This window comes from Microbacterium sp. CGR1 (assembly GCF_051062835.1).
Classification (GTDB): domain Bacteria; phylum Actinomycetota; class Actinomycetes; order Actinomycetales; family Microbacteriaceae; genus Microbacterium.
Genome location: NZ_JAOTPG010000001.1, coordinates 2,070,224 through 2,094,564, shown reverse-complemented (window position 1 = coordinate 2,094,564; position 24,341 = coordinate 2,070,224). Strand labels below are relative to the sequence as shown.

The following is a 24,341-nucleotide window of genomic DNA, read 5'->3' as shown; positions in this document are numbered from 1 at the left end:
CTCGTTCTTCTCGAGACCGATCCGGGAGGAACGGTTAGTTCTTGCAGTAGAGGTCGTAGAGGGTCGTGCCCTCGTCGGCCTGGGAGATCTCGGCGACGCGCTCCTCGATGCCGGGGATCGCTGCGGCCTCCTCCTGCGTCACGGCGCACGGCTGCACGCTCACGGCCGCGTCGTCACCGGTGTCCTTGACGGCGGGGGCGTCGCCGGCGGCGATCGCGTCGAGGATCTCGAACGCGTAGGCCGCGTATCCCTCGAGGAAGTACATGACGCTGCCGGCGAGGTTCGGGTCGACGTTGTCGCCCGTGATCAGGCCGCCGTCCTGTCCCCAGCCCATGATGTTCGCGTCGCGGCCGAGCTGCGTCGCCGCCTGCAGGGCGCCGACGACCGCCTGGTCGTTGAGTCCGACGACGAGGATGTTCTCGGCATCCGGGTGCGCGGCGAAGACGCCGGGCGCGTTCTGCAGCGAGGTGGTGAGGTTGCCGTCGGCCTCGTACGCGACGTACGCGTCTTCGGGGATGTCGGGGCAGACCTCGCCGATGGCGGTCGCGGCGTTGCCGGTGCGCCAGGTGTCGATCTGACCGGCGGCGGTGCCCTGCGCCGAGATGACCAGGTCGACGTCGCAGTCCCACTCGCTCTTGGCGAGCTCGCCGAGTGCGGTGCCGCCCTCGGTGCCTGCTGCGGCGTTGTCGATTCCGACGAAGTACCAGCCCTCCTGGGCGATGTCGAACGTGATCACCGGGATGTCGGCATCCTTGTACTTCTTCGCGATGACCGGGTTCGCTTCCGGGCGTCCGTTGAACATCATCACGGCGTCGACGCCCTGCTGCACGAAGAGGTCGGCGTTCTTCACGGCCGTGGCCTCGTCGCCGTCGTTGCTCAGCTCGACGTACTTCCAGCCGCGCTGCTCGGCGAGCGCCTGGGCGACATCGCCCTGGTAGTCCTGCCAGTCGGCGTCGGCCTGGCCGCCGACGGCGAATCCGAGGGTGAAGGTGTCGTCGTCTCCGCCTGAGCCGGAGCCGCCGGATGCCTGGTCGGCGCAGCCGACCATCGCGATGCCGGCGACGAGTGCCACGCCGGCGCCGAGAAGGCGCAGGGCGGTGCGGGATGAGTGATGCGTCATTGCAGTGCTCCTCTTGAATGGATGTGTTCGGGTGGTGCGGGTGGTGAAGTCTGGGCGTCGTCAGCTGACGAGTGTCTCGGTGTCCTCCGGGGTGGGCACATCGGCGGGGATCGCGCCGGTGATGAGGCCCACGATGTCCTGCGCGGAGACGTCGGCGATGTCGCGCACGGCGACCGAACGTCCGAGGCGCATCACGGTCACGCGGTCGGCGACCGTGTGCAGCTGCTGCATGTTGTGGCTGACCAGGATCACGCTGACGCCGTGTTCGCGCAGGCGGCCGATCAGATCGAGCACCTGCTGGGATTCGCGCACGCCGAGAGCGGCGGTGGGCTCGTCGAGGATGACGATGCTGCGGCCCCAGAGCAGGGCGCGGGCGATCGCGAGGCACTGGCGCTGTCCGCCCGACATGCCCTTGACCGAGACGTTGACCGACTGGATGCCGACGCCGAGTTCGGCGAGCACCTCACGGGACCGAGCGCGCATGCCGCGGTCGTTCACGATGTTGAGCGCCTTGAGGATCGGGTTGGTCGACAGCTCTTCACGGCCGAGGTAGACGTTCTGCACGGCCGACATCGTGTCGACGAGGGCGAGGTCCTGGTAGACGGTCTCGATCCCTGCGGCGAGGGCGTCGGTCGGGCGGCGGAAGTCGACGGGCGCGCCCTCGACCTCGATCGTGCCGCCGTCGGGGATCACGGCGCCGGAGAGCACCTTCAGCAGCGTCGACTTGCCGGCCCCGTTGTCGCCGACCAGGCCCATGACCTCGCCGCGGCGCAGGGTGAGCGAGGCGTCGGCGAGAGCAGTGACCGCGCCGTAACGGCGAGAGATGTTGCGAGCGTGGAGAGCCAAGTCCTGGTCAGCAGCGAGTGCCATGATCAACCTCATCGTCGAAGGGCCGAAGCGTTACTTTAAACGTTTCAGGTGTTTAAAACGTTTCAGACTCTACATCTCGATCTCATGGGTCGGCAAGGATTTTTCTCGTCGGGGCATGGGGGAATCGCCGGAGCGTCGCTCGCGGCGCCTCCGGTGCGTGCGCTCTCCGGACGTCACTCCTGATATACAAGGACGCCCTAGTAAATCCACGGATGCCGAAGTACCATCGTCATAGTGCCAACGACGGCACGGAGGGATATCGCACAATGACTCGTACCATTCCCCATTTCGTAGGCGGATCGCATCTCACACCTGAGGGCGGACGCTTCGCCGACGTGTTCGATCCGAGCACCGGATCCGTGCAGGCCCGGGTGCCGCTGGCCTCCGCCGATGAGGTCTCCGCGGTCATCGCGAACGCAGAGGCGGCCCAGATCGAGTGGGCCGCGACCAACCCGCAGAAGCGCGCACGGGTGCTGCTGCGGTTCCTCGATCTCGTGCACCGCGAGATGACCTCCCTCGCCGAGCTCCTCGCGAGCGAGCACGGCAAGACGGTCGACGATGCGAAGGGCGACATCCAGCGCGGCCTCGAGGTGATCGAGTTCGCAGCCGGCGCTCCGCACCTGCTCAAGGGCGAGTACTCCACGGGCGCTGGCGCGGGCATCGACGTCTACTCGATGAGGCAGCCGCTGGGAGTGGTCGCGGCGATCACCCCGTTCAACTTCCCCGCCATGATCCCGCTGTGGAAGGCGGGCCCCGCCCTCGCCGCGGGCAACGCTGTCGTGCTCAAACCCAGCGAGCGCGACCCCTCGGTGCCGGTGCGCATCGCCGAGCTGTTCCTCGAGGCAGGGCTCCCTGCCGGCGTGCTCAACGTCGTGCACGGAGACAAGGAGGCGGTGGATGCCCTGCTGACCGACGATCGCATCCGCGCCGTCGGATTCGTCGGCTCGACCCCGATCGCCGAGTACATCTACTCGACCGCCGCCGCGCACGGCAAGCGGGCGCAGTGCTTCGGCGGTGCCAAGAACCACATGATCGTGTTGCCCGACGCCGACCTCGATCAGACTGTCGACGCGCTGATCGGCTCGGGCTACGGCTCGGCGGGCGAGCGCTGCATGGCGATCTCGGTCGCCGTGCCGGTGGGGCAGGAGACGGCGGATGCTCTCGCCGCCAAGCTCACCGAACGCGTGGCGCAGCTGCGGGTCGGACCTTCGCTCGCGGCTGACGTCGACTACGGGCCGCTCGTCACGCGCGCAGCGGTCGAGCGCGTCGAGGGCTACATCCAGCAGGGGATCGACGAGGGAGCGACCCTGCTCGCCGACGGTCGCGGCTTCTCGGTGCCGGGGCATGAGCAGGGTTTCTACCTCGGACCCACGCTGTTCGATCACGTCACGACCGACATGGCGATCTACCGGGAGGAGATCTTCGGGCCGGTGCTCGTGATCGCACGCGCCGCCGACTACGAAGAGGCGCTGCGCATGGCATCCGAGCACGAGTACGGCAACGGCGTCGCGATCTTCACGCGCGACGGCGATGCCGCTCGCGACTTCGCCGCCAGGGTCGAGGTCGGCATGGTCGGCGTGAACGTGCCGATCCCCGTGCCGATCGCGTATTACACGTTCGGCGGCTGGAAGCGCAGCGGCTTCGGCGACCTGAACCAGCACGGTGCAGACGCGTTCCGCTTCTACACGAAGACCAAGACCGTCACGAGCCGCTGGCCGTCTGCGGGGATCCGCGAGGGCGCCAGCTTCGTGATCCCCACCATGCACTGACCTTCCCGCCGACGCCCCACGAGGAACAACGATGACCATGACCACCGTCACCACCACCGCCGAAGAGCGCGAGGCCATCCTCGACGCCGTCCGGGAGTTCGCCGACACCGAGCTCGCTCCGTTCGCCGCCGAGCGCGACGAGAAGCACATCTTCCCGCGGGAATCGCTCGGCAAGGCCGGGGAGCTCGGGCTCGGCGGCATCTACGTGCGCGAGGACTTCGGCGGCACGGGCCTGAGCCGTTCCGACACGGTCGCGATCTTCGAGGAGCTCGCGAAGGGCGACCCGGCGGTCGCCGCCTACATCTCGATCCACAACATGGTGGTCTGGATGATCGACACCTACGGTGACGACGCGCAGCGGGGCGAGTGGCTGCCGAAGCTCACCGCGATGGACGAGTTCGGCGGCTACTGCCTGACGGAACCGGGAGTCGGGTCCGATGCCGCGAACGTCGCCACGAGCGCGGTGCGAGACGGCGACGACTACCTGCTCACCGGGGTGAAGCAGTTCATCTCGGGCGCGGGTGAGGCCGCCGTCTACGTGGTGATGGCCCGCACCGGCGAGCCGGGTGCCCGCGGCATCAGTGCCTTCCTCGTCCCCGGAGACGCTGAGGGACTCAGCTTCGGCGCTCCCGAGAAGAAGATGGGTTGGCATGCCCAACCCACACGTCAGGTGATCCTCGACGGCGTCCGCATCCCGGCATCCGGAATGCTCGGCGACGAGGGTCGCGGATTCGCGATCGCGATGTCGGCGCTCAACGGCGGTCGCCTCAACATCGCCGCCTGCTCGCTGGGCGGCGCTCAGTGGGCGCTCGACCGTGCGGTGCAGTACGTGCACGAGCGCGTGGCGTTCGGCGAGCCGCTGGCCGAGAAGCAGTCGATCCTCTTCGCGATCGCCGACATGCGCACCGACCTGCAGGCCGCGCGTCTCATGGTCCGCGACGGCGCGCTCGCGGTCGACGAGCAGGCGCCGGACGCCACGATGCGCTGTGCGATGGCCAAGCGCTTCGCGACGGATGCCGGCTTCGACGTCGCCAACCGCGCGCTGCAGCTGCACGGCGGCTACGGGTATCTGCAGGACTACGGCATCGAACGGGTCGTGCGCGACCTCCGGGTGCACCAGATCCTCGAGGGCACGAACGAGATCATGCGCCTGATCGTCGGTCGAGAGATGCTGCGACCGGCAGGCTCCACATCCATGCGGAGCGCATCATGACCGAGACGTCGAAGGCCCGGATCGCCTTCCTCGGCCTAGGCCACATGGGGCTGCCGATGGCGAAGAACCTGGTCGCGGCGGGGCACGAGGTGCACGGGTTCGATCTCGTGCCGGCGGCGATCGCGGCGGCGCAGAGCGCCGGAATCCCGGTCGCTGCGAGCGGAGCGGATGCCGTCGCCGACGCCGATGTCGTCATCACGATGTTCCCTGCAGGCAGGCACGTGATCGACGCGTACCGCACCGAACTGCTCGCTGCCGCGCGCCCGAACACCCTGTTCATCGAGTCCTCGACGATCGCGGTCGACGAGGCGCGCGCGGCCCATGCCCTCGCCCTCGCCGCGGGGCACCGCAACATCGACGCCCCGGTCTCGGGTGGCGTGGTCGGCGCCGAGAACGGCACGCTCGCCTTCATGGTGGGGGGATCGGACGACGACTTCACTGCGGCGCTTCCCGTTCTCGAGGTCATGGGAAAGCGGATCGTGCACTGCGGCGGCCCCGGGTTGGGGCAGGCCGCGAAGGTCTGCAACAACATGGTGCTGGCCGTCTCGCAGATCGCCGTCGCCGAGGCGTTCGTGCTCGGAGAGCGGCTCGGACTCGAGCACCAGGCACTGTTCGACGTCGTGTCGCAGGCATCCGGTCAGTGCTGGTCGATCACGACGAACTGCCCGGTGCCGGGGCCGGTGCCGACGAGCCCTGCGAACCGCGAGTACCAGCCGGGATTCGCCGGGGCTCTCATGTCCAAGGACCTCGGCCTCGCGCTGCAGGCGATCGAGCAGACCTCGACCGACGCGAAGATGGGGCGCCTCGCGCAGCAGCTCTACGCCGCGTACGCTGCGGGCGACGGGGCCACCAGGGACTTCTCGGGCATCATCACCGACATCCGCGACGGGTCTGTGTGACCTCGCCCGCGACATACTGAGATGACCACGACGGAGAGGGCTTCACGATGACCGAGTACGAGACGATCCTGGTCGAGCAGCGCGGGCGCGTCGGGTGGATCACCCTGAACCGACCGCAGGCGTTGAACGCTCTGAACAGTCGGCTCGCCGAAGAGGTGACCGCTGCGGCCGTGGCCTTCGATCTCGACGACGGCGTCGGTGCGATCGTCGTCACCGGCTCGGAGAAGGCCTTCGCCGCCGGCGCCGACATCAAGGAGATGGAAGGCATGTCGGCCTCCGAGATGCTCGAGACCGACCACTTCGGCGTGTGGCACGAGTTCGCCGCGGTGCGCACGCCCGTGATCGCCGCCGTGTCGGGTTTCGCGCTCGGCGGAGGATGCGAGCTCGCGATGATGTGCGACATCATCCTCGCCGCCGACACGGCCAAGTTCGGGCAGCCCGAGATCAACCTCGGCGTGATCCCCGGCATGGGCGGGACGCAGCGTCTGATCCGTGCGGTCGGCTACTACAAGGCCGCCGAACTCGTGCTGTCGGGCCGCTTCATGGGCGCCGAGGAGGCGGAGCGCTCAGGGCTCGTGTCCCGTGTCGTCCCCGCATCCGATCTGCTCGACGAGGCGTCGACCCTCGCCGAGACCATCGCCTCGAAGTCGCTGCCGTCGGTGTACGCCGCGAAGGCCGCCCTCGATGCCGCGATGGAGACGACGCTCGCCGACGGCCTGACCCACGAGAAGAAGGCATTCGCCGCGCTGTTCGACACGGAGGATCAGAAGGAGGGCATGTCGGCCTTCCGGGAGAAGCGTGCGCCCGACTTCCGCAACCGCTGAGCTCCGCGACGCGGCTCCTCGGGGCTCAGCCGCGCAGCGCCTCGACGATCCTGTCGACTCGACGGTCGCGGGTCGCGTCCTGCTTGGCCTCGGCTACTGTGCGGGCGTGCTCCTTGCGCACCGAGTACGACAGGGCGTCGAAGGCGGCGCGCAGCGCGGGGTCCGCATCGAGAGCCGCAGAGAGGGCGGGCGGCACCTCGACCTCGCGCTCGGCGGCGTCCACCCGGATGACGGCGTCGACCTCCTGGTCGATCTCGACCCCCAGATCGGCCCGCACGGCCTTGCTGAAGCCGATCATGTTCTGTCCGCCCATGCGGGCGAGGCGCAGCCGGGCGGTGCGCCCATCGATCGTGACGGCGACGGGGAAGGCCTTGCCCGCACCGATCGAGGCGACCTGCTCGTCGGTGAGGATGATGGCGGCGGCGGGCCCCCGACCTTCGAGGGTGGCGTGCAGGCGCAGTTCGCTCATGCGGGCAGTGTACGCCCGCGCCCCTCTGCCTCGAACGCCAGCCGGTCGTTGCGCTCCTCGATCAGCCGCCGCATGTACGCGCCCAGGACGACACGGTCGACGAGCCGTCCGATCGGACCGAACGGCGCGCGGAAGCGGATCGTGTCGCGCATCAGCGTGCCCTGCGGATGCACCTCGAACACGTGCTCGTGCCAGAACGAGGCGAAGGGCCCTGAGATCTGGCGGTCGCGGAAGCCGTGCGGCGGGTCGACGTCGTACACGATCGACCGCAGGCGGAAAGGGATGCCGAAGTGCCGTGCCCTCCACGTCACGGTCGTCCCCTCGCTGAACGTGCCGCCGGCCGGGGCCTCGACCATCGTCTCGCCGTATCGCTGCATCGATCGCAGGTGCAGCCCCGGGTCGAGGGCGACGGCGAAGACGCGCTCGGGAGCGGCGGAGATCACCCGCTCGAGCACGAACTCGACCATGTCAGAGGGCGTCCGGCTGCGGCCGCGGGTCGCTGAAGTCGCCGGCGGCTTTGCGCATCCGCGCCACGATCGCGACGAGCTCGGCGGCGTCGGCCGTGCTGATGCCCGGGTCGACGAAGACGTCGTCGTTCAGCGCGACGGTCGCACGGTCGACGAGGTCGCGACCGGCCTCGGTGAGCGCGAGCAGGGCGGCGCGTCCGTCGTGCGGGTGGGGTTCGCGCACGATCAGCCCGTCGCGCACCAGCCGCTCGGCGGTGCTCGTGACGGTGGTCGCGTGCACCTGCAGTCGGGCGACGACGCTCGACAGCGGCAGGCGTCCGGATCGGCTGAACGCCAGCAGTCGCAGCATCTCGTAGCGGGCGAAACTGAGTGCGAAGGGCTTCAGCGCGGCATCCACCCTTGCGAGCAGCAGCTGCTGGGCCCGCATGACGGACGTGACCACGGTCATGCCGTCGGCGGCATCCGTCCACCCGTGCGCGAGCCATTGCCGCTTCGCCTCGGCGAGCGGATCCACGGGCAGAGGGCGGGGTCGGACCACGCTTCTACGGTAGGGCATCCGCTCGGACGAGCGGGGAGGCGGTGCGGGAATGCCCGCCTGGGTCTCAGTCGCCCCACGGATGGGACTCAGTATCAACGCGCTAGAATCGACGCAGTCGTGAGGAGCAATCGATGAAGATCTTCGTCCTGGTCAAAGAGGTGCCGGACACCTATGGCGATCGCAAGCTGGACCTCGAGACCGGACTCGCCGACCGCGGCGCCGGTGATGTGGTCCTCGATGAGATCACCGAGCGGGCCCTCGAGGTCGCGCTGAGCCACGCCGACAAGAACGAGGGTACCGAGGTGGTCGCGCTCGCGATGGCCCCCGGCGGGTCGACGGCGTCGGTACGACGGGCGCTCGCGATCGGTGCGGGATCCGCCGTGCACATCGCTGACGAGCAGCTCTCCGGAGCTGACCTCGGCCTCACCGCCGAGACTCTGGCCGCGGCGATCCGCCGCGCCGAGCCCGACCTCGTCATCACCGGAAACCTCTCGACCGACGGTTCGGGCGGCGTCATGGCGGCCATGCTCGCCGAGCACCTCGGCTGGGCCCAGGCCACCGCGCTCACGAGCGTCGAGATCACGCCGGAGGGCATCTCGGGAACCCGAGGGGCGGATGCCGGCGCGCAGCCGATCTCGGCATCCCTTCCCGCCGTCATCTCGATCACGGAGGCGCTGCCCGATGCGCGCTTCCCGAACTTCAAGGGCATCATGGCGGCCAAGAAGAAGCCGCTCGAGGTGCTCACCCTCGACGACCTCGGCGTCTCGGCCGACCCCGCGGCAGCCCCCCGCACGATCATGACCGCGGTGGCCGAGAAGCCCCCGCGCGCGGCGGGCGTGAAGATAGTCGATGAGGGCGATGCCGCCGAGAAGCTGGTGGAGTACCTCGTGCAGAACAGGCTGGTGTGACATGACCTATCCCGAGAACCCCGTCCTCGTCCTGGTCGACCTCGACCCGGCGGGCAACCCCGCCAGCAGCACCGCCGCCCTGATCGGCGCCGCGTCGACCGTCGGCGCTCCCGTCGCGCTGGTCGTCGGCGGATCCGCCGAGGCTGCCGCGAAGGTCGCCGACGCCGGAGCATCCGTCGTGCTCACGGCCGACGCCGACGAGGCGACCCTCACGGTGCCGATCGTCGACGCCCTGCACGCCGCCTTCGCACAGGTGCAGCCCGATGCCGTGCTGATCTCGAACTCGATCTCGGGCCGCGATGTCGCCGGCCGTTTCGCGGTGCGCGCGAAGCTCGCCCTGTCGGTCGACGCCGTCGGCGTCTCCCGCGATGATGAGGGGGTCGTCGCGCACCACTCGGTCTACGGCGGCGCCTACCTCGTCGATTCGGCCCCCACCTTCGGCGCCGCCGTCATCACGGTGCGTCAGGGAGCCGTCGACGCGCGCGCCGAGGCCGTGGCCTCACCGACCGTCGAAGCGCTGAGCGTTGCGGCCTCCGGTGCCGCGAGCGCGACCGTCGGCGCGGTCGAGGCCGTCGAGGCCACGTCGTCGCGACCCGAGCTGCGCGGAGCGACCCGGGTCGTCTCGGGCGGCCGAGGTCTCGCCTCGAAGGAGAAGTTCGTGCTCGTCGAGGAGCTGGCGGATGCTCTCGGCGCCGCCGTCGGCGCATCCCGCGCAGCGGTCGACGCCGGCTACATCCCGCAGTCCCACCAGGTCGGGCAGACCGGTGTCTCGGTGTCACCGCAGCTGTACATCGCACTCGGCATCTCGGGGGCGATCCAGCACCGGGCCGGCATGCAGACCGCGAAGAACATCGTCGCGATCAACAAGGACGGCGAGGCGCCGATCTTCGACGTCGCCGACTTCGGCATCGTCGGAGACCTGTTCACGGTCGTCCCGCAGGTGATCGCGGCTCTCGAGGCGCGGAAGAAGTAGCCATGGCGACGCGGATTCTGAGGCGCGGGCTGCCGCGTGTGCGTGGCGGCGAGCCGTGGCCTCCCGGGGGAGAGGTCGACGAGCTGATCGATGAGGGCGTCGCGTCGCCGACGCCCGAGGCGTCGGCGGGTGTCGCCCCGGTCGTCGGGGTCGCGGGCGTCGAGTCCCCGGTCGTTCAGCCCTCGGTCGTCGAGGCTCCGGCCATCACTGCTCCGGCTGTCGATACCGCTGCGCAGCGACGAGACGAAAAGCCCGCCGCGACCGGCGCATCGCTCCGCCGTGGCCTGCCCCGCGTCCGCGGCGGTGAGGCGTGGCCTCCGGCAGGTGCGGCGACGGGCGGTGCCGCCGTGGCGGCGATGTCGCAGAGCACGGCCCCGTCCTCGTCCGGCGGTCTGGCCGATGCCGGGCCGGTCGTCGAGCACGCGTCGTCCCCGTCGGCGTCGGCATCCTCGATCGCTGAGCCCGCGGCCCCGGCGGCGACCGCAGTCTCTGCCGCCTCGACCGCCGAGCCGACGGACGGCCCGGTAGTCGAGCGCCCCGGATCCGTCCGCCGCGGCCTGCCGCGAGTCGCCGGCGGAGATCCGTGGCCGCCGGCCGGCACCGTTCCGCAGGTCGCCGCCTCGACAGACGCGTCCGCCACCGCTGCGGATGCTGCACCGGCAGCCGAGCCCCCGGTCATCGCTGCGGCGTCTGCCGAGCCCGCGGTGCCCTCCACGGCCGTGGCCCCGGCAGCATCCTTCGCCCTCGGCGATCCCTCGATCCCGCTGCCCGCCCCCCGCACGGTGTGGAACGGCAGAGCACCGAGGCACATCACCGCGGCCGCTCCGGCCTCCGCTCGCCCTCGTCCTCCGTGGACGCAGGCGATCGCCGGACTGCTCGGGGCCGCCGCCCTCGGCATCCTGGCCGCGGCAGCCGTGGCGTTCGTCCGGGCGCTGCTGAGCTTCCCGTTCATGCAGGACTTCCTCGCGGCCTTCCCGGGCGAGTACGCACCCGCCGTCGCGGTCGAACCCGGCTTCGCGCCGTGGGTCAACTGGGCGCACTTCTTCAACGTCTTCCTGATGGTGCTGATCATCCGGTCGGGGCTCCGCATCCGCAGCGAGAAGCGCCCCACGGCCTTCTGGACTCCGCGGGGCGACCCCAAGGGCAAGGTCAGTCTGACGATCTGGTTCCACCAGGCGCTCGACATCCTGTGGCTCGTGAACGGAGTGATCTTCGTGGTGCTGCTGTTCGTGACCGGGCATTGGGCGCGCATCGTGCCCACGAGCTGGGAGGTCATCCCCAACGCGCTGTCGGCGGCACTCCAGTACATCTCGTTCGACTGGCCGACCGAGCACGGCTGGGTGAACTACAACAGCCTGCAGCAGCTCGCCTACTTCGTGACCGTGTTCATCGCGGCACCGCTCGCGGCGGCGACGGGCTTCCGGATGTCGGGCATGTGGCCGAAGAGGGCCGAGCGCCTGTCAAAGGCGTACCCGATCGAGTGGGCTCGCGCGCTGCACTTCCCGGTCATGATCTACTTCGTGGTGTTCATCATCGGGCACGTCGCCCTGGTGTTCCTCACCGGATTCCTGCGCAACCTCAACCACATGTACGCCTCGTCCGATGCCGTCGGCTGGACCGGGTTCTGGGTGTTCGTGGCATCCCTCGTGGTCATCGCGCTCGGTTGGGTGGCGGCGCGGCCGCTCGTGATCGCGCCGATCGCCAAGCTGTTCGGCACCGTCTCCGGGCGCTGACCCGTTCACGATCCGCACAGATCTCCCGGATCACGCGAAACGGCCCCCTGCCTGTGGCAGGGGGCCGTTTCATGCGGAATCGTGAACGCGAGGTTCACGAGGCGCCGGGCTCAGCGGACGAAGCGGACCTCGGTCAGCGTCTCGCCGAGGAAGGGCTCGGTGTGGCTCGCGCCGTCGAGGGCGAAGCCGTTGCGCGTGTAGAAGCGGTGGGCGCGGGGGTTGTCCTCCGCGACCCAGAGGTAGAGCGACTCGTCCTTCTCGACGGCGGCGTCGAACAGCTTCTGGCCGATGCCGGTCGAGTGGTACGCGTCGAGCAGATAGATGAAGTAGAGCTCACGAAAAGCAGGGGCGTCCTTGTCGCGGGCGGGGCCGGAGCCGACGAAGCCGACGATCTCTCCGTCGACGAGGGCGGCGCGCATCGTGAACTCGGGGCCCTGAGAGGCCCAGTGCGTCCACAGCTCGGCCATGCGCCGGGGCGAGACCTTCTCGAGCGCGGCCTTGCTGATCAGGTGGTCGTAGGTCTCGTGCCAGCACTGCGCGTGCACGCGACCCAGGGCTTCCGCATCCACATCACGGACCGGACGGACGATGACTTCAGGCTGGGCTTCGGCGCTCATATCGCGACTCTACGCGCGGCCTTCGCGAACCGGAAATCGAGCGGAAGCGTTCCCACGGCGCCGATATGCCGGTGGAGGGTTCGCACAACGATGTTCGCAATCCGTTCGTCGATGGCTACGATCAGTCCTCGTGAACGTGATCTGGCGCACTCTCCTCGTGATCCTCTCCGCCCGCCGCCGAGTGCGCCGTGGCAAGACCCTCGACGCCGCCTCCGTCAGCAGCATCAGACTGACGACGCTCCCCACCGACATCGACATCCTGCGCCACATGAACAACGGTCGATACCTGTCGCTGTTCGACCTCGGCCGCTGGGACCTGCTGATCCGCACGGGACTGTTCGACGCGATGAACGAGCGCGGCTGGTACGCGGTGGTGTCGAGCGAGACCGTGACCTTCCGCAAGTCCCTGCAGCTCTGGCAGCGGTTCGATGTGCAGTCCCGGTTCATCGGACACGACGACAAGGCCGTGTTCCTCGAGCACCGAGCCGTCGTCGACGGCGAGATCTACGCACGGGTGATCGTGCGCTCGCGGATGCTGCGCCGCACCGGCGGCACGGTGAGCAACGAAGAGCTGTTCGCGGCCGTCGGCAAGCCCGAGGGCGTGCCCGAGATCGACTCGTGGGTGCACGACTGGGCCGCGGCATCCGCTCTGCCTCCCGTGCGCAGCGCGGCGCCGAGTGTGTGGAGCTGACGCCGTGAACGATCCGTGGGGTCTCGAGACACGCGTACCGGGGTCGGTGCTGCTGGTCGGATGCGGCAAGCTCGGCGCGCGCCTGGGTGAGCGCCTGATCGCGCAGGGCGCTGAGGTCACCGCCATGCGTCGGCATGCGGGTGACCTGCCGTTCCCGACCATCGAGGCCGATCTGTCGCATCCGCTCGACCGTGCGCTGCCGGCCTTCGACTCCGTCGTCATCACGCTGCCGCCGAGCACCGAGGGCGACTCGATCTACCCGCCGGCGCTCCACGGACTCGCGGATGCTCTGCCGGCGATGCCGTCGCGGGTCGTCTTCGTGTCGTCGACCCGGGTGTTCGAGGGGCGCCCGGGTGAGAACCCGCTGACCGAGCGCGATACGCCGGCGGTGTCGAGCGAGCGGGGCGGCGACCTGCTCGAGGGGGAGCACCTGGCGTCGGAGCTGTTCGGTGCGCGCATCGTGCGACCGGCCGGCATCTACGGACCGGGGCGTGACTTCCTGATCCGTCGGGTGCTCGAGGGGGCGCCGGTGGATCGCACCCGCCGGACGAACCGCATTCACGAGACCGATCTCGTGCGCCTGCTCGAGGCGATGCTGCGGGCGGACTCGGCGCCACCGCTGATCCACGCGGTCGACACCGAGCCGGTGCTGCTCGGAGACGTTGCCGCGCACATCGCCGGTCGTCTCGGGGTCGAGGTGCCGCCGCGCGTCGACCCTGAGATCGGCGGGGGGACCGTTCTCGACGGACACCTGCTGCGGGAGTTCCTGGGTGAGCTGGAGTACCCGACCTTCCGTGAGGGCTACGACGAGATGATCGCCGCGCGCTGAGCGCCCGTCGCTCAAGGCCGGGCGCGCCTCTCAGTCCTAGGCTGAGAGCATGGCCGACCCGACGCCCACGGATCCCGAATCCGCCTCTCTCGCGGACCGTGCCGTCGAGCTCGCTCGCCGCTGGGTGATCGAAGCCGCGGCCGCCGACGTCGACCCGGCCGCCGAACGGCTCGCCGGAGTGCTGCAGGATGCCAACGGCCTGCCGTTCACGATGGGATTCGTCGACGGCGTCATGCGCCCGGAGAGCCTGGGTGCCGCGGCATCGCAGCTGCACCGCATCGCGCCGATCGTCCCCGGCTTCCTGCCCTGGTACCTGCGCTCGGCCGTGAAGCTGGGCGGTGGCGTCGCGCAGATCCTGCCGAGTCCCGTGGTTCCCATCGCGCGCCGGGTGCTGCGCGACATGGTCGGCCACCTCGTCGTCGACGCCCGCCCCGCGAAGCTCGGGCCGGCCATCGCGAAGATCCGCGAAACAGGTGCGCGACTCAACCTCAACCTGCTCGGCGAGGCCGTGCTCGGCGAAGCCGAGGCGCAGCGTCGGCTCGACGGCATCCATGATCTGATCCGCCGGCCCGACGTCGACTACGTGTCGGTCAAGGTGTCGGCGATCATCAGCCACATCTCGATGTGGGCGTTCGACGAGGTCGTCGATGCCGTGGTCGATCGGCTGCTGCCGCTGTATCTGACCGCAGCCGCTGACCGCACCTTCATCAACCTCGACATGGAGGAGTACCGCGACCTCGATCTGACGATCGCGGTGTTCACGCGCATCCTCGAGGATCCGCGACTGCAGGGGCTCGAAGCGGGCATCGTGCTGCAGGCCTACCTCCCCGACGCCTTGCCTGCACTGCAAGAGCTCACCGCGTGGGCGCGGGAGCGCGTCGACCATGGCGGAGCGCCGATCAAGGTGCGTCTCGTCAAGGGCGCCAACCTCGCGATGGAACGCGTCGAGGCGCACATGCACGGGTGGGAGCAGGCGACCTACGACACCAAGCTCGACACCGACGCGAACTACCTGCGCTGTCTCGACTGGGCGCTGCGCCCCGAGAACATCGCAGCGGTGCACCTGGGCATCGCGGGGCACAACCTGTTCGGCATCGCGTATGCATGGCTGCTCGCGGGGGAGCGCAGTCTGCGCGACTTCTCGGCCGCAGGAAGCGGAACGGGGCAGCCGCCGATCGAGTTCGAGATGCTGCTCGGCATGGCGCAGGGCCAGGTGCAGGCCGTCTCGCGCGAGGTCGGCGAGGTGCTGCTCTATGTGCCCGTCGTGAAGCCCGACGAGTTCGACGTGGCGATCAGCTATCTGGTGCGTCGGCTCGAAGAGAACGCGTCGCACGACAACTTCCTCTCCGCAGCGTTCCGGCTCGGCGACGACGAGTCTCTGTTCGTGCGCGAGCGCGATCGCTTTCTCGATGCGCTCGACCGCTCGACCTCGCCGACTCTGCAGATCGGCGCGCTGCGCACCCAGGATCGTCAGGCCCCGGTGCACGAGTCCGTGCGCCCGACACCCGTGGCCGTCGCTCCCGAAGAGGAGCTGACGAAGGCCGTGCTCGGCATCTCACGGGGCTCGGATGACTCGGGCGGGCCGTTCCTCGAGACCGCGGTCTATGCGCCGCGCGAGCTCGACGAGGGAACCGGCGGTGCCCCCGGCTTCACGAACACCCCCGACAGTGACCCGTCCCTTCCGGGCAACCGCGAGTGGGCGCGCGAGATCCACGCACGGATCGCCGACTCGACCCTGGGCGTGGCCACGATCGAGGCCGCCCGCATCGACGACAGCGCCGTGCTCGAGAGCACGATCGCCGGAGTGCGCGATGCCGGGGCCCAGTGGGGAGCGCGCCCCGCTGCAGAGCGCGCCGAGGTGCTGCTCCGGGCCGCCGCCGCACTCGAAGGTCGACGCGGAGAGCTCATCGAGGTCGCCGCGGCCGAGACGGGCAAGGTCTTCGCCGAGGCGGATGTCGAGGTGAGCGAGGCCGTCGATTTCGCCCGCTACTACGCCGCCAAGGCACGGGAGCTGGATGCCGTCGCCGGCGCCTCGTTCGAACCGGCGCGCGTGACCGTCGTCGCGCCGCCGTGGAACTTCCCCCTCGCGATCCCCGCCGGGGGAGTGCTCGCCGCGCTCGCCGCGGGATCCGGTGTCGTCTTCAAGCCCGCTCCGCAGTCCCGTCGGTGCGCCGCGGTGATCGCCGAGACGCTGTGGGAGGTCGGCGTGCCGCGGGATGTGCTCACGCTCGTCGACATCGAGGAGGGCAATCTCGGCCGGGCTCTGATCGCACACGAGTCGGTCGACCGCGTCATCCTCACCGGCGCCTGGGAGACAGCCGCGCTCTTCCGCTCGTGGCGACCCGACCTGCCGCTGCTGGCCGAGACCAGCGGCAAGAACGCGATGATCATCACGGCATCCGCCGACCTCGACCTCGCCGTCGCCGACCTCGTGCGAAGCGCGTTCGGACACGCGGGGCAGAAGTGCTCGGCCGCCTCCTTGGCGATCCTCGTCGGCCCGGTCGGCCGGTCCAAGCGGTTCGCCCGTCAGCTCGCCGACGCCACGCGCTCGCTGCACGTCGGCTGGCCCACCGACCCGCTCGCCGAGGTCGGGCCCGTGATCGAGCGGCCGCAGGGCAAGCTCGCCTGGGCGCTCACCGAGCTGGAGGGCGAGGAGCAGTGGCTCATCGAACCCGCGGTGTCGGCCGACGACCCGAGCGGACGGCTGTGGCGTCCGGGCATCCGCGTCGGCGTGCAGCCGGGATCGCGATTCCACACCGAGGAGTTCTTCGGACCGGTGCTCGGCATCATGCATGCTCCGACGCTCGAGAGCGCGATCGAGATGCAGAACGCTGTCGCCTACGGGCTGACCGCGGGTCTGCACACGCAGGATCCGGCCGAGCTCGAGGTGTGGCTCGACCGCGTGCAGGCAGGAAACCTCTACGTCAACCGCGGTATCACCGGTGCGATCGTGCAGCGCCAGCCGTTCGGCGGCTGGAAGCGCTCGTCGGTCGGTCCCGGCACCAAAGCCGGCGGACCGAACTACCTGATCGGGCTCGGATCGTGGCGTTCGAGCGGATCCGGTCCCGTGTCGAGCACGCTGCACCTGCGCGGCCTCGACTCCCGCATCACCGAGCTGATCGAGTCGGCGCAGCCCTCTCTCGACTACGAGGCCTTCGAATGGCTGCGGCGCTCGGCGCTGTCGGACGCGCTCGCGTGGGACCGCGAGTTCGGACAGGTGCGCGACGTCTCGCGCCTCGGCGTCGAGCGCAACCTCTTCCGCTATCGTCCGATGCCCGTCGCGATCAGGGCGACCGCGGATGCCGGATGGCAGGAGCTGCTGCGTGTCGTCGTCGCGGCGGTACGCGCCGGCGCCGGCTTCGTGCTGTCGACGCCCGTCGGGCTGCCGTCCGAGGTGCGCCGCGCGCTCGGAACGCTCGGGGCGGTCGTCCACATGGAGCGCGACGACGAATGGATCGAGCGGATGCGACGGCGGTCGAACCCGTCCGATGACGCGTTCTCGCCGTTCGAGGCCGAGCCTCGGCCGAGCCGCGTGCGGCTCGTAGGCTCGCGCGCCGCTGTCGCGGCGCTGCATCGGGCACTGGCCGTGGCCGTCGACGGCGACCCCGACCTCGCGGTGTACGACGGCGAGGTCACCTCGGCCGGGCGCATCGAGCTGCTCCCCTTCGTTCACGAGCAGGCGATCGCGATCACCGCGCACCGCTACGGCAACCCCGACAACTGGAGCGCCTCGGTCATCTGAGCGCCGCTCGCCGCATCCGCTCCGCCCCGCCCGGCATCCGCCCGCCCCTGGGTACTGTGCGGGGTCAAGAACACGCGGGAATCGGGCATTCCGGATGCGCTTCTGACCCCGCCTCCGTGTGCCGATGCGCTTGTGCCCCCCCGCTGCCGCAACGCAGGCGAGAGCGTGTAAAGAATTCTTGACACGACGGATGTCGCGAGCGTACTCTCATGTAAAGAATCTTTTACATGGGAGGCATCATGGTCTACGAAGAGCGCAACGCCTGGTCGGGTCTGCTCGTCGGTGCGGTCGTGATCGCCGCGTACGTCGTGATCGTGCTGCAGCAGGCCTCCGGCAGGTCGGTGACCGAGGTCGACTGGCTGCCGCCGATGCTGTGGACGATCGGGATCGGCATCGTGGCCACGATCGTGATCAGCATCGTCTGGGGGATCATCGCCGGCGCGAAGGATCCCGACGGCATCGGCAGGTCTGACGTGCGAGACCGCGACATCACCCGCATGGGCGCCCGTGTCGAGCAGGCCTTCGTCGTGATCGCCGGGCTCGGGGTGATAGCCCTGTGCGCGGTCGGCGCCGATGTGTTCTGGATCGCCAACACCATGTTCGCCGGATTCGCCGTCTCCGCCATGGTCGGCAGCGTCGCGCGAGTCGTCGCCTACCGTCGGGGGCTCGTCTGATGGTCAAGCCCACCCTCGTCTCCAACCGCATCCGCGCCCATCGTGAGGGAGCGGGCCTCACCCAGGCCGAGCTTGCGCGCAGCATCGGCGTGACCAGGCAGACGCTCATCGCGATCGAGCAGGAGAAGTACTCCCCGTCGCTCGAGCTCGCCTTCCAGATCGCCCGCGCGTTCGGCGTCGGGCTCGACGATCTGTTCCACTACCCCGAACCTTCACCGAAGGATGCCTGAGATGATCGAGACGATGCCCGCCTGGGTGCGGGAGACCTACGGCTCCGCCGACGGGTTCCGGCTCGAGCGGATCCCGATGCCCGTGCCACGCCGCGGCGAGGTGGTGCTGCGCGTCGAGGCGACGGCGCTCAACGCCGGCGATGTGCGGCTGATGCTGGGCGATCCGCTGCTGGTGCGTCCCGTCTTCGGTCTCACCCGTCCCAAATACCCGGTGCGAGGCATGGAGGTCGCCGGCACCGTCGTCGCCGTCGGGCCGAACGCGATCGGCGCCGAACTCGGAGAGCGGGTCGTGGGCGAACTCGTGGGCGGCGGCGGCCTCGCATCCCACGTCGTGGTGCCCGCCGATCGGCTCGTGCCGATCCCTCCCGATGTCACTTCTGCGACCGCAGCCTGCCTGCCCGTCGCTGCGGGCACCGCCTGGCAGGCGCTCGATCATGCCGGGATCGGCACCCACTCGGAATCGCGCCTCGAGAGACACCGCTCCGAGCATGCGGTCCCGCGCGTGCTCGTCATCGGCGCCTCCGGGGGAGTCGGCACGTTCGCGGTACAGCTCGCGGCGTTGCGGGGAGCGGAGGTCTGGGCGACGTGCGGGGAGCGCAACTCCCGCCTCGTCGAGCACCTCGGCGCCGTGCGCACGCTCGATCACCGTCGCTCGCCCCTGTCGGCACTGCCCGCCGGCCACTTCGACGCGGTGATCGACATCGCCGGGGGAACGGGGCTGCGCGACCTGCAGAGACTCGTGGTCGCCGGGGGAACCGTGGTTCTCGTGACCGGCGACGGCGGGCATGTGCTGGGCCCCATTCCGCGGATGCTGAAGGCGGCGCTCCTGTCGATCGGTTCGAGCCGTCGCATCCGTTCGCTCGCGGCGACGCCGCGTCCCGAGATCCTCGCGAAGCTGCTGGAGCTGACCGCAGAAGGGCGGATCACCGCGGTGATCCAGCGCGAGTACGGTTTCGACCGTGCATCCTCCGCCCTCGCCCACCTCGAGGCAGGGCACACGGTCGGCAAGGTCGTCGTCCACGGCGCGTGACCGGCGGGGCGTCGCACTCCGGCGGCGCGCTCTGGCGGCGTCCAGGGGGCGGGTGACAGAATGGATGTTGGCGTGCTCGAGTCGCATCTTCCCCGGGCGCCGGCTCTCACCGAGCGGCGCGGGTCGAAGGACCGCCGGGCCCCTGGACAGCGTCCGCCGCACCCGTTCGAGGAGCCCCATGTCTGTCGAAACCACTGCGTCGACGTCCGAGACCGCCACTCCGGTGCGCACCGCCCACCACCGTCACTACCTGATGTGCAAGCCGTCGCACTTCACGGTGAACTACTCGATCAATCCGTGGATGGAGCCGTCCAAGCCGACCGACACCGCGCGGGCTGTCGAGCAGTGGCAGAAGCTGCACGACCTGTACGTCGAGCTCGGTCACGAGGTCGAGCTGATCGAGCCGCTCGCCGGATACCCCGACATGGTCTACACGGCGAACGGCGGATTCCTGATCGACGGCCGAGCCTATGTGCCGAAGTTCCGCTTCGTCGAGCGTCAGGGTGAGGCGCCGGCCTTCGCCGACTGGTTCCGCGGCGCGGGCTACGACACGGTGATCCCCGAGGAGGTCAACGAGGGCGAGGGTGACTTCCTGCTCGTGGGCGATGTGATCCTCGCCGGCACCGGCTTCCGCTCGACGGGTGACAGCCACCGCGAGGTCGGCGAGGTCTTCGGCCGCGAGGTCGTCTCGCTCAACCTCGTCGACCCGCGCTTCTACCACCTCGACACCGCCATCGCCGTGCTCGATCCGGTGCAGGGCGTCGAGAACGGCGGACCCGAGCGCGCGAACATCGCGTACCTCCCCGGCGCGTTCGACGACGCGAGCCGTGCGATCCTCGAGGAGCGCTTCCCCGACGCGATCCTCGTGTCGGATGACGACGGCTCGGTCTTCGGGCTCAACTCGGCGAGCGACGGGTACAACGTGGTCATCTCGCCGCGTGCCCTCGGGTTCGAGAAGCAGCTGCGCGAGCGCGGGTACAACCCGATCATGATCGACCTGTCCGAGCTGCTGCTCGGCGGCGGCGGGATCAAGTGCTGCACGCTCGAACTGCGCGGTGAGGCATGACCGCCGTCGAGCCGGGCGTCGAGGTCACGGCCGAGCCGCACGTCGCCCACAACTACCACCCGCTGCCGGTCAACATCGCGCGCGGTGACGGCGCCTGGGTGACCGATGTCGAGGGCAAGCGCTACCTCGACCTGCTCGCCGCGTACTCGGCGGTGAACTTCGGGCACCGGCATCCGGCGCTCGTGGCTGCGCTCACCGAGCAGCTCGGTCGCGTGACTCTGACGAGCCGTGCGTTCATGAGCGATCGACTCGAGCCGTTCGCCGCGGCGCTCGCGTCGCTGTCGGGCAAGGACATGGTGCTGCCGATGAACACGGGAGCCGAGGCCGTCGAGACGGGCATCAAGGTCGCTCGCGCCTGGGGCTACCGGGTCAAGGGCATCGCCGAGGGCAAGGCTCGGATCATCGTCGCGGCCGGGAACTTCCATGGGCGCACCACGACGATCGTGAGCTTCAGCGACGATGAGCAGGCGCGGGCGGACTTCGGTCCGTACACCCCCGGCTTCGACGTCGTCCCCTATGGGGATGCGGATGCCATCGCCGCGGCGATCACCGACGACACCGCCGCCGTGCTGATCGAGCCGATCCAGGGTGAGGGCGGAGTGGTGATCCCGCCCGAGGGGTACCTGCGCCGCATCCGCGAGATCTGCGACGAGAAGAACGTGCTTTTCATCGCCGACGAGATCCAGTCGGGTCTCGGCCGCGTCGGTGAGACCTTCGCGTGCGACCGTGAGAGCGTCGTGCCTGATCTGTACCTGCTGGGCAAGGCACTCGGCGGCGGGATCCTTCCCGTCTCCGCCGTCGTGGGCAACACCGATGTGCTCGGAGTGATCCGTCCTGGTGAGCACGGATCGACGTTCGGTGGCAATCCACTGGCGGCGGCCGTCGGTCTTCGCGTGGTCGAGATGCTCGAGTCGGGGGAGTTCCAGGAGCGCGCTCGTGCTCTGGGTGCTCATCTGGCCGCCGGCCTCGAGCCCCTGATCGGTCACGGTGTCACCGAGGTGCGCATCGCAGGTCTCTGGGCAGGCGTCGACATCGACCCCGCCCAGGGCACAGGACGTGAGATCGCCGAGAAGCTGCTCGATCGTGGAGTGCTCGTCAAGGACACCCACGGCCAGACCATCCGCATCGCTCCGCCGCTCGTCATCCGGGCGACGGAACTCGACTGGGCGGTGGAGCAGCTGAAGCTGGTTCTCGGAGCCTGACCCCTGGCCGCCGGGCGACACGCCCGGCGGACAGCCAGGATTTGCCGGAACCCCGGAACCCACGTAACTTATTACTTGTTCGCCCCACAGGGAAGCGGAGAGGCCGAGAGCCTTACCCCCCTCAAGCGGAGAACCACCTCCACTCGATCATCTCCTCGGAGAAGATCGCAGACATACTTCTGTCTGACCTGGAGCTTCCACTTCGGAGAAACGGTCGATTTGACAGCGACTCCGGAACGGATAAGCTAGTGAAGTTGCCTCGGCGGCCTTGAGCCCCGAGCTGCAGATCTGGTTCTGAGCTTCACGGCGTGTCGATTTGACAGGCTGAAAAGCACAGATAAGATAGAGAAGTTGCCCTTCGGGCCTGGTTGTGATGACTGGGTCGTGGGAGCATCCGATCCTTGAGAACTCAACAGCGTGCACTTGTCAAATGCCAAATTATCCTCGTCTAGCTTCGGCTAGTTGAGAATTCCTTTGGATCAAAGACCAACCTCCTTGTGGGGTTGGCATTCGGATGAAGTCAGCAATGAATTTGTCTCTTTGGTCAGCATCAAACTCGCTGCGTCACCGTTTTCCCGGTGTCGTATGCATTTCTTTTTTACGGAGAGTTTGATCCTGGCTCAGGATGAACGCTGGCGGCGTGCTTAACACATGCAAGTCGAACGGTGAACACGGAGCTTGCTCTGTGGGATCAGTGGCGAACGGGTGAGTAACACGTGAGCAACCTGCCCCTGACTCTGGGATAAGCGCTGGAAACGGCGTCTAATACTGGATACGAGTAGCGACCGCATGGTCAGTTACTGGAAAGATTTATTGGTTGGGGATGGGCTCGCGGCCTATCAGCTTGTTGGTGAGGTAATGGCTCACCAAGGCGTCGACGGGTAGCCGGCCTGAGAGGGTGACCGGCCACACTGGGACTGAGACACGGCCCAGACTCCTACGGGAGGCAGCAGTGGGGAATATTGCACAATGGGCGCAAGCCTGATGCAGCAACGCCGCGTGAGGGATGACGGCCTTCGGGTTGTAAACCTCTTTTAGCAGGGAAGAAGCGAAAGTGACGGTACCTGCAGAAAAAGCGCCGGCTAACTACGTGCCAGCAGCCGCGGTAATACGTAGGGCGCAAGCGTTATCCGGAATTATTGGGCGTAAAGAGCTCGTAGGCGGTTTGTCGCGTCTGCTGTGAAATCCGGAGGCTCAACCTCCGGCCTGCAGTGGGTACGGGCAGACTAGAGTGCGGTAGGGGAGATTGGAATTCCTGGTGTAGCGGTGGAATGCGCAGATATCAGGAGGAACACCGATGGCGAAGGCAGATCTCTGGGCCGTAACTGACGCTGAGGAGCGAAAGGGTGGGGAGCAAACAGGCTTAGATACCCTGGTAGTCCACCCCGTAAACGTTGGGAACTAGTTGTGGGGTCCATTCCACGGATTCCGTGACGCAGCTAACGCATTAAGTTCCCCGCCTGGGGAGTACGGCCGCAAGGCTAAAACTCAAAGGAATTGACGGGGACCCGCACAAGCGGCGGAGCATGCGGATTAATTCGATGCAACGCGAAGAACCTTACCAAGGCTTGACATATACGAGAACGGGCCAGAAATGGTCAACTCTTTGGACACTCGTAAACAGGTGGTGCATGGTTGTCGTCAGCTCGTGTCGTGAGATGTTGGGTTAAGTCCCGCAACGAGCGCAACCCTCGTTCTATGTTGCCAGCACGTAATGGTGGGAACTCATGGGATACTGCCGGGGTCAACTCGGAGGAAGGTGGGGATGACGTCAAATCATCATGCCCCTTATGTCTTGGGCTTCACGCATGCTACAATGGCCGGTACAAAGGGCTGCAATACCGCGAGGTGGAGCGAATCCCAAAAAGCCGGTCCCAGTTCGGATTGAGGTCTGCAACTCGACCTCATGAAGTCGGAGTCGCTAGTAATCGCAGATCAGCAACGCTGCGGTGAATACGTTCCCGGGTCTTGTACACACCGCCCGTCAAGTCATGAAAGTCGGTAACACCTGAAGCCGGTGGCCTAACCCTTGTGGAGGGAGCCGTCGAAGGTGGGATCGGTAATTAGGACTAAGTCGTAACAAGGTAGCCGTACCGGAAGGTGCGGCTGGATCACCTCCTTTCTAAGGAGCATCTGACTCTTCGGAGTCCAGAACCCAGATCGAAGGCATACGTTCTTCGCTGGGAGCTCATGGGTGGAACATTTGACATGACATCGAGATCTGATCTCGGAGCTAGTACGCAACTTCGGTTGGTGGAACGGTCTGGGTGAGGGGGCAGGTGTCTGCACGCTGTTGGGTCCTGAGGGACCGGATGCGATCTTCGGATCGTTTCTGTACCTCTGGGCCTCTTGTTGTTTCCCCTGTGTGGGGTGGCGAGAAGGGGTACCGCCCGTACTTTGAGAACTACACAGTGGACGCGAGCATCTTGCAACTGATCTTCGGATTGGTTGCACAAGATGATCTTAAAGATCATTAG

The 24,341-nt window shown here is 68.2% G+C and carries 20 protein-coding genes, 1 rRNA gene and 1 pseudogene; 16 read left to right on the top strand and 6 right to left on the bottom strand.

Going from position 1 to position 24,341, the window contains the following annotated elements:
* Window positions 1-34 precede the first annotated feature (34 nt).
* Together OD997_RS10390 and OD997_RS10385 are read right to left on the bottom strand one after the other, a co-directional pair.
* Window positions 35-1,120, bottom strand: a complete 1,086-nt coding sequence (locus OD997_RS10390) for a sugar ABC transporter substrate-binding protein (RefSeq protein ID WP_434331495.1) — start codon at window positions 1,118-1,120, stop codon at window positions 35-37.
* Between the two features lie 60 nt (window positions 1,121-1,180).
* Window positions 1,181-1,915 (bottom strand): annotated as a pseudogene (locus OD997_RS10385) (ATP-binding cassette domain-containing protein); the annotation flags it as partial.
* 341 nt (window positions 1,916-2,256) lie between these two features.
* Between OD997_RS10385 and OD997_RS10380 the strand changes: the two are divergent.
* The 4 genes from OD997_RS10380 to OD997_RS10365 are packed head-to-tail and all read left to right on the top strand — an operon-like array spanning window position 2,257 to window position 6,695.
* Window positions 2,257-3,759, top strand: coding sequence for a CoA-acylating methylmalonate-semialdehyde dehydrogenase (locus OD997_RS10380; RefSeq protein ID WP_434331494.1), 1,503 nt, complete (start codon window positions 2,257-2,259; stop codon window positions 3,757-3,759).
* Window positions 3,760-3,790: 31 nt separating this feature from the next.
* Window positions 3,791-4,972, top strand: coding sequence for an acyl-CoA dehydrogenase family protein (locus tag OD997_RS10375; RefSeq protein WP_434331493.1), 1,182 nt, complete (start codon window positions 3,791-3,793; stop codon window positions 4,970-4,972).
* Entirely contained in the window at window positions 4,969-5,871 is a 903-nt protein-coding gene (mmsB, locus tag OD997_RS10370) for a 3-hydroxyisobutyrate dehydrogenase (RefSeq protein ID WP_434331492.1), read from the top strand. Before OD997_RS10375 ends, mmsB begins: the two co-directional genes overlap by 4 nt.
* Before the next feature lie 47 nt (window positions 5,872-5,918).
* A complete protein-coding gene (locus OD997_RS10365; protein WP_434331491.1) occupies window positions 5,919-6,695 on the top strand; it encodes an enoyl-CoA hydratase in 777 nt (258 codons plus the stop codon).
* Window positions 6,696-6,720: 25 nt separating this feature from the next.
* On the opposite strand, the gene OD997_RS10360 is transcribed toward OD997_RS10365, so the two are convergent.
* Genes OD997_RS10360 through OD997_RS10350 form a run of 3 tightly spaced genes read right to left on the bottom strand, consistent with a single transcriptional unit; the run spans window position 6,721 to window position 8,169 of the window.
* Entirely contained in the window at window positions 6,721-7,164 is a 444-nt protein-coding gene (locus OD997_RS10360) for a YdeI/OmpD-associated family protein (RefSeq protein WP_434331490.1), read from the bottom strand.
* The gene (locus OD997_RS10355) at window positions 7,161-7,631 is read right to left on the bottom strand and encodes an SRPBCC family protein (RefSeq protein ID WP_434331489.1); all 471 of its coding nucleotides are present in this window, start codon (window positions 7,629-7,631) and stop codon (window positions 7,161-7,163) included. Before OD997_RS10355 ends, OD997_RS10360 begins: the two co-directional genes overlap by 4 nt.
* 1 nt (window position 7,632) lies before the next feature.
* Window positions 7,633-8,169: a MarR family winged helix-turn-helix transcriptional regulator gene (locus OD997_RS10350; RefSeq protein ID WP_434331488.1), complete on the bottom strand. Its 537-nt coding sequence runs from the start codon at window positions 8,167-8,169 to the stop codon at window positions 7,633-7,635.
* 131 nt (window positions 8,170-8,300) lie between these two features.
* Here OD997_RS10350 and OD997_RS10345 point away from each other — a divergent pair, with 131 nt between their 5' ends.
* From OD997_RS10345 to OD997_RS10335, 3 genes are read left to right on the top strand one after another with little or no spacing between them, the layout of a single operon-like run.
* A complete protein-coding gene (locus OD997_RS10345; RefSeq protein WP_434331487.1) occupies window positions 8,301-9,077 on the top strand; it encodes an electron transfer flavoprotein subunit beta/FixA family protein in 777 nt (258 codons plus the stop codon).
* Window position 9,078: 1 nt separating this feature from the next.
* Complete coding sequence (locus OD997_RS10340) at window positions 9,079-10,050, top strand: electron transfer flavoprotein subunit alpha/FixB family protein (RefSeq protein ID WP_434331486.1); 972 nt, start codon at window positions 9,079-9,081, stop codon at window positions 10,048-10,050.
* Window positions 10,051-10,052: 2 nt separating this feature from the next.
* Window positions 10,053-11,783 carry a cytochrome b/b6 domain-containing protein gene (locus OD997_RS10335; RefSeq protein ID WP_434331485.1) on the top strand — a complete coding sequence of 577 codons (1,731 nt, stop codon included), beginning with the start codon at window positions 10,053-10,055 and terminating at the stop codon, window positions 11,781-11,783.
* 110 nt (window positions 11,784-11,893) lie between these two features.
* Here OD997_RS10335 and OD997_RS10330 read toward each other — a convergent pair whose 3' ends face one another.
* A complete protein-coding gene (locus OD997_RS10330; RefSeq protein ID WP_431075478.1) occupies window positions 11,894-12,400 on the bottom strand; it encodes a GNAT family N-acetyltransferase in 507 nt (168 codons plus the stop codon).
* Window positions 12,401-12,530: 130 nt separating this feature from the next.
* Here OD997_RS10330 and OD997_RS10325 point away from each other — a divergent pair, with 130 nt between their 5' ends.
* From OD997_RS10325 to OD997_RS10285, 9 genes are all read left to right on the top strand, one after another.
* The gene (locus tag OD997_RS10325; RefSeq protein ID WP_434331484.1) at window positions 12,531-13,091 is read left to right on the top strand and encodes an acyl-CoA thioesterase; all 561 of its coding nucleotides are present in this window, start codon (window positions 12,531-12,533) and stop codon (window positions 13,089-13,091) included.
* A 4-nt stretch (window positions 13,092-13,095) separates the two neighbouring features.
* Complete coding sequence (locus OD997_RS10320) at window positions 13,096-13,920, top strand: SDR family NAD(P)-dependent oxidoreductase (RefSeq protein WP_434331483.1); 825 nt, start codon at window positions 13,096-13,098, stop codon at window positions 13,918-13,920.
* A 49-nt stretch (window positions 13,921-13,969) separates the two neighbouring features.
* Window positions 13,970-17,662: a proline dehydrogenase family protein gene (locus tag OD997_RS10315; protein ID WP_434331482.1), complete on the top strand. Its 3,693-nt coding sequence runs from the start codon at window positions 13,970-13,972 to the stop codon at window positions 17,660-17,662.
* A 227-nt stretch (window positions 17,663-17,889) separates the two neighbouring features.
* On the top strand, window positions 17,890-18,336 hold the full coding sequence (locus tag OD997_RS10310; protein WP_434331481.1) for a hypothetical protein: 447 nt from the start codon (window positions 17,890-17,892) through the stop codon (window positions 18,334-18,336).
* Entirely contained in the window at window positions 18,336-18,566 is a 231-nt protein-coding gene (locus OD997_RS10305) for a helix-turn-helix transcriptional regulator (RefSeq protein WP_434331480.1), read from the top strand. Before OD997_RS10310 ends, OD997_RS10305 begins: the two co-directional genes overlap by 1 nt.
* Before the next feature lies 1 nt (window position 18,567).
* The gene (locus tag OD997_RS10300; protein WP_434331479.1) at window positions 18,568-19,596 is read left to right on the top strand and encodes an NAD(P)-dependent alcohol dehydrogenase; all 1,029 of its coding nucleotides are present in this window, start codon (window positions 18,568-18,570) and stop codon (window positions 19,594-19,596) included.
* 178 nt (window positions 19,597-19,774) lie between these two features.
* On the top strand, window positions 19,775-20,662 hold the full coding sequence (ddaH, locus tag OD997_RS10295; protein WP_434331478.1) for a dimethylargininase: 888 nt from the start codon (window positions 19,775-19,777) through the stop codon (window positions 20,660-20,662).
* On the top strand, window positions 20,659-21,864 hold the full coding sequence (gene rocD, locus OD997_RS10290) for an ornithine--oxo-acid transaminase (protein WP_434331477.1): 1,206 nt from the start codon (window positions 20,659-20,661) through the stop codon (window positions 21,862-21,864). Before ddaH ends, rocD begins: the two co-directional genes overlap by 4 nt.
* Before the next feature lie 597 nt (window positions 21,865-22,461).
* Window positions 22,462-23,986, top strand: a 16S ribosomal RNA gene (locus tag OD997_RS10285).
* Window positions 23,987-24,341: the final 355 nt, after the last annotated feature.

Coding starts and splice junctions, on each gene's coding strand:
- OD997_RS10390 (WP_434331495.1), bottom strand. CDS start 1,120: ATGACGCATCACTCATCCCGCACCGCCCTGCGCCTTCTCGGCGCCGGC.
- OD997_RS10380 (WP_434331494.1), top strand. CDS start 2,257: ATGACTCGTACCATTCCCCATTTCGTAGGCGGATCGCATCTCACACCT.
- OD997_RS10375 (WP_434331493.1), top strand. CDS start 3,791: ATGACCATGACCACCGTCACCACCACCGCCGAAGAGCGCGAGGCCATC.
- mmsB (WP_434331492.1), top strand. CDS start 4,969: ATGACCGAGACGTCGAAGGCCCGGATCGCCTTCCTCGGCCTAGGCCAC.
- OD997_RS10365 (WP_434331491.1), top strand. CDS start 5,919: ATGACCGAGTACGAGACGATCCTGGTCGAGCAGCGCGGGCGCGTCGGG.
- OD997_RS10360 (WP_434331490.1), bottom strand. CDS start 7,164: ATGAGCGAACTGCGCCTGCACGCCACCCTCGAAGGTCGGGGGCCCGCC.
- OD997_RS10355 (WP_434331489.1), bottom strand. CDS start 7,631: ATGGTCGAGTTCGTGCTCGAGCGGGTGATCTCCGCCGCTCCCGAGCGC.
- OD997_RS10345 (WP_434331487.1), top strand. CDS start 8,301: ATGAAGATCTTCGTCCTGGTCAAAGAGGTGCCGGACACCTATGGCGAT.
- OD997_RS10340 (WP_434331486.1), top strand. CDS start 9,079: ATGACCTATCCCGAGAACCCCGTCCTCGTCCTGGTCGACCTCGACCCG.
- OD997_RS10335 (WP_434331485.1), top strand. CDS start 10,053: ATGGCGACGCGGATTCTGAGGCGCGGGCTGCCGCGTGTGCGTGGCGGC.
- OD997_RS10330 (WP_431075478.1), bottom strand. CDS start 12,400: ATGAGCGCCGAAGCCCAGCCTGAAGTCATCGTCCGTCCGGTCCGTGAT.
- OD997_RS10315 (WP_434331482.1), top strand. CDS start 13,970: ATGGCCGACCCGACGCCCACGGATCCCGAATCCGCCTCTCTCGCGGAC.
- OD997_RS10310 (WP_434331481.1), top strand. CDS start 17,890: ATGGGAGGCATCATGGTCTACGAAGAGCGCAACGCCTGGTCGGGTCTG.
- OD997_RS10305 (WP_434331480.1), top strand. CDS start 18,336: ATGGTCAAGCCCACCCTCGTCTCCAACCGCATCCGCGCCCATCGTGAG.
- OD997_RS10300 (WP_434331479.1), top strand. CDS start 18,568: ATGATCGAGACGATGCCCGCCTGGGTGCGGGAGACCTACGGCTCCGCC.
- ddaH (WP_434331478.1), top strand. CDS start 19,775: ATGTCTGTCGAAACCACTGCGTCGACGTCCGAGACCGCCACTCCGGTG.
- rocD (WP_434331477.1), top strand. CDS start 20,659: ATGACCGCCGTCGAGCCGGGCGTCGAGGTCACGGCCGAGCCGCACGTC.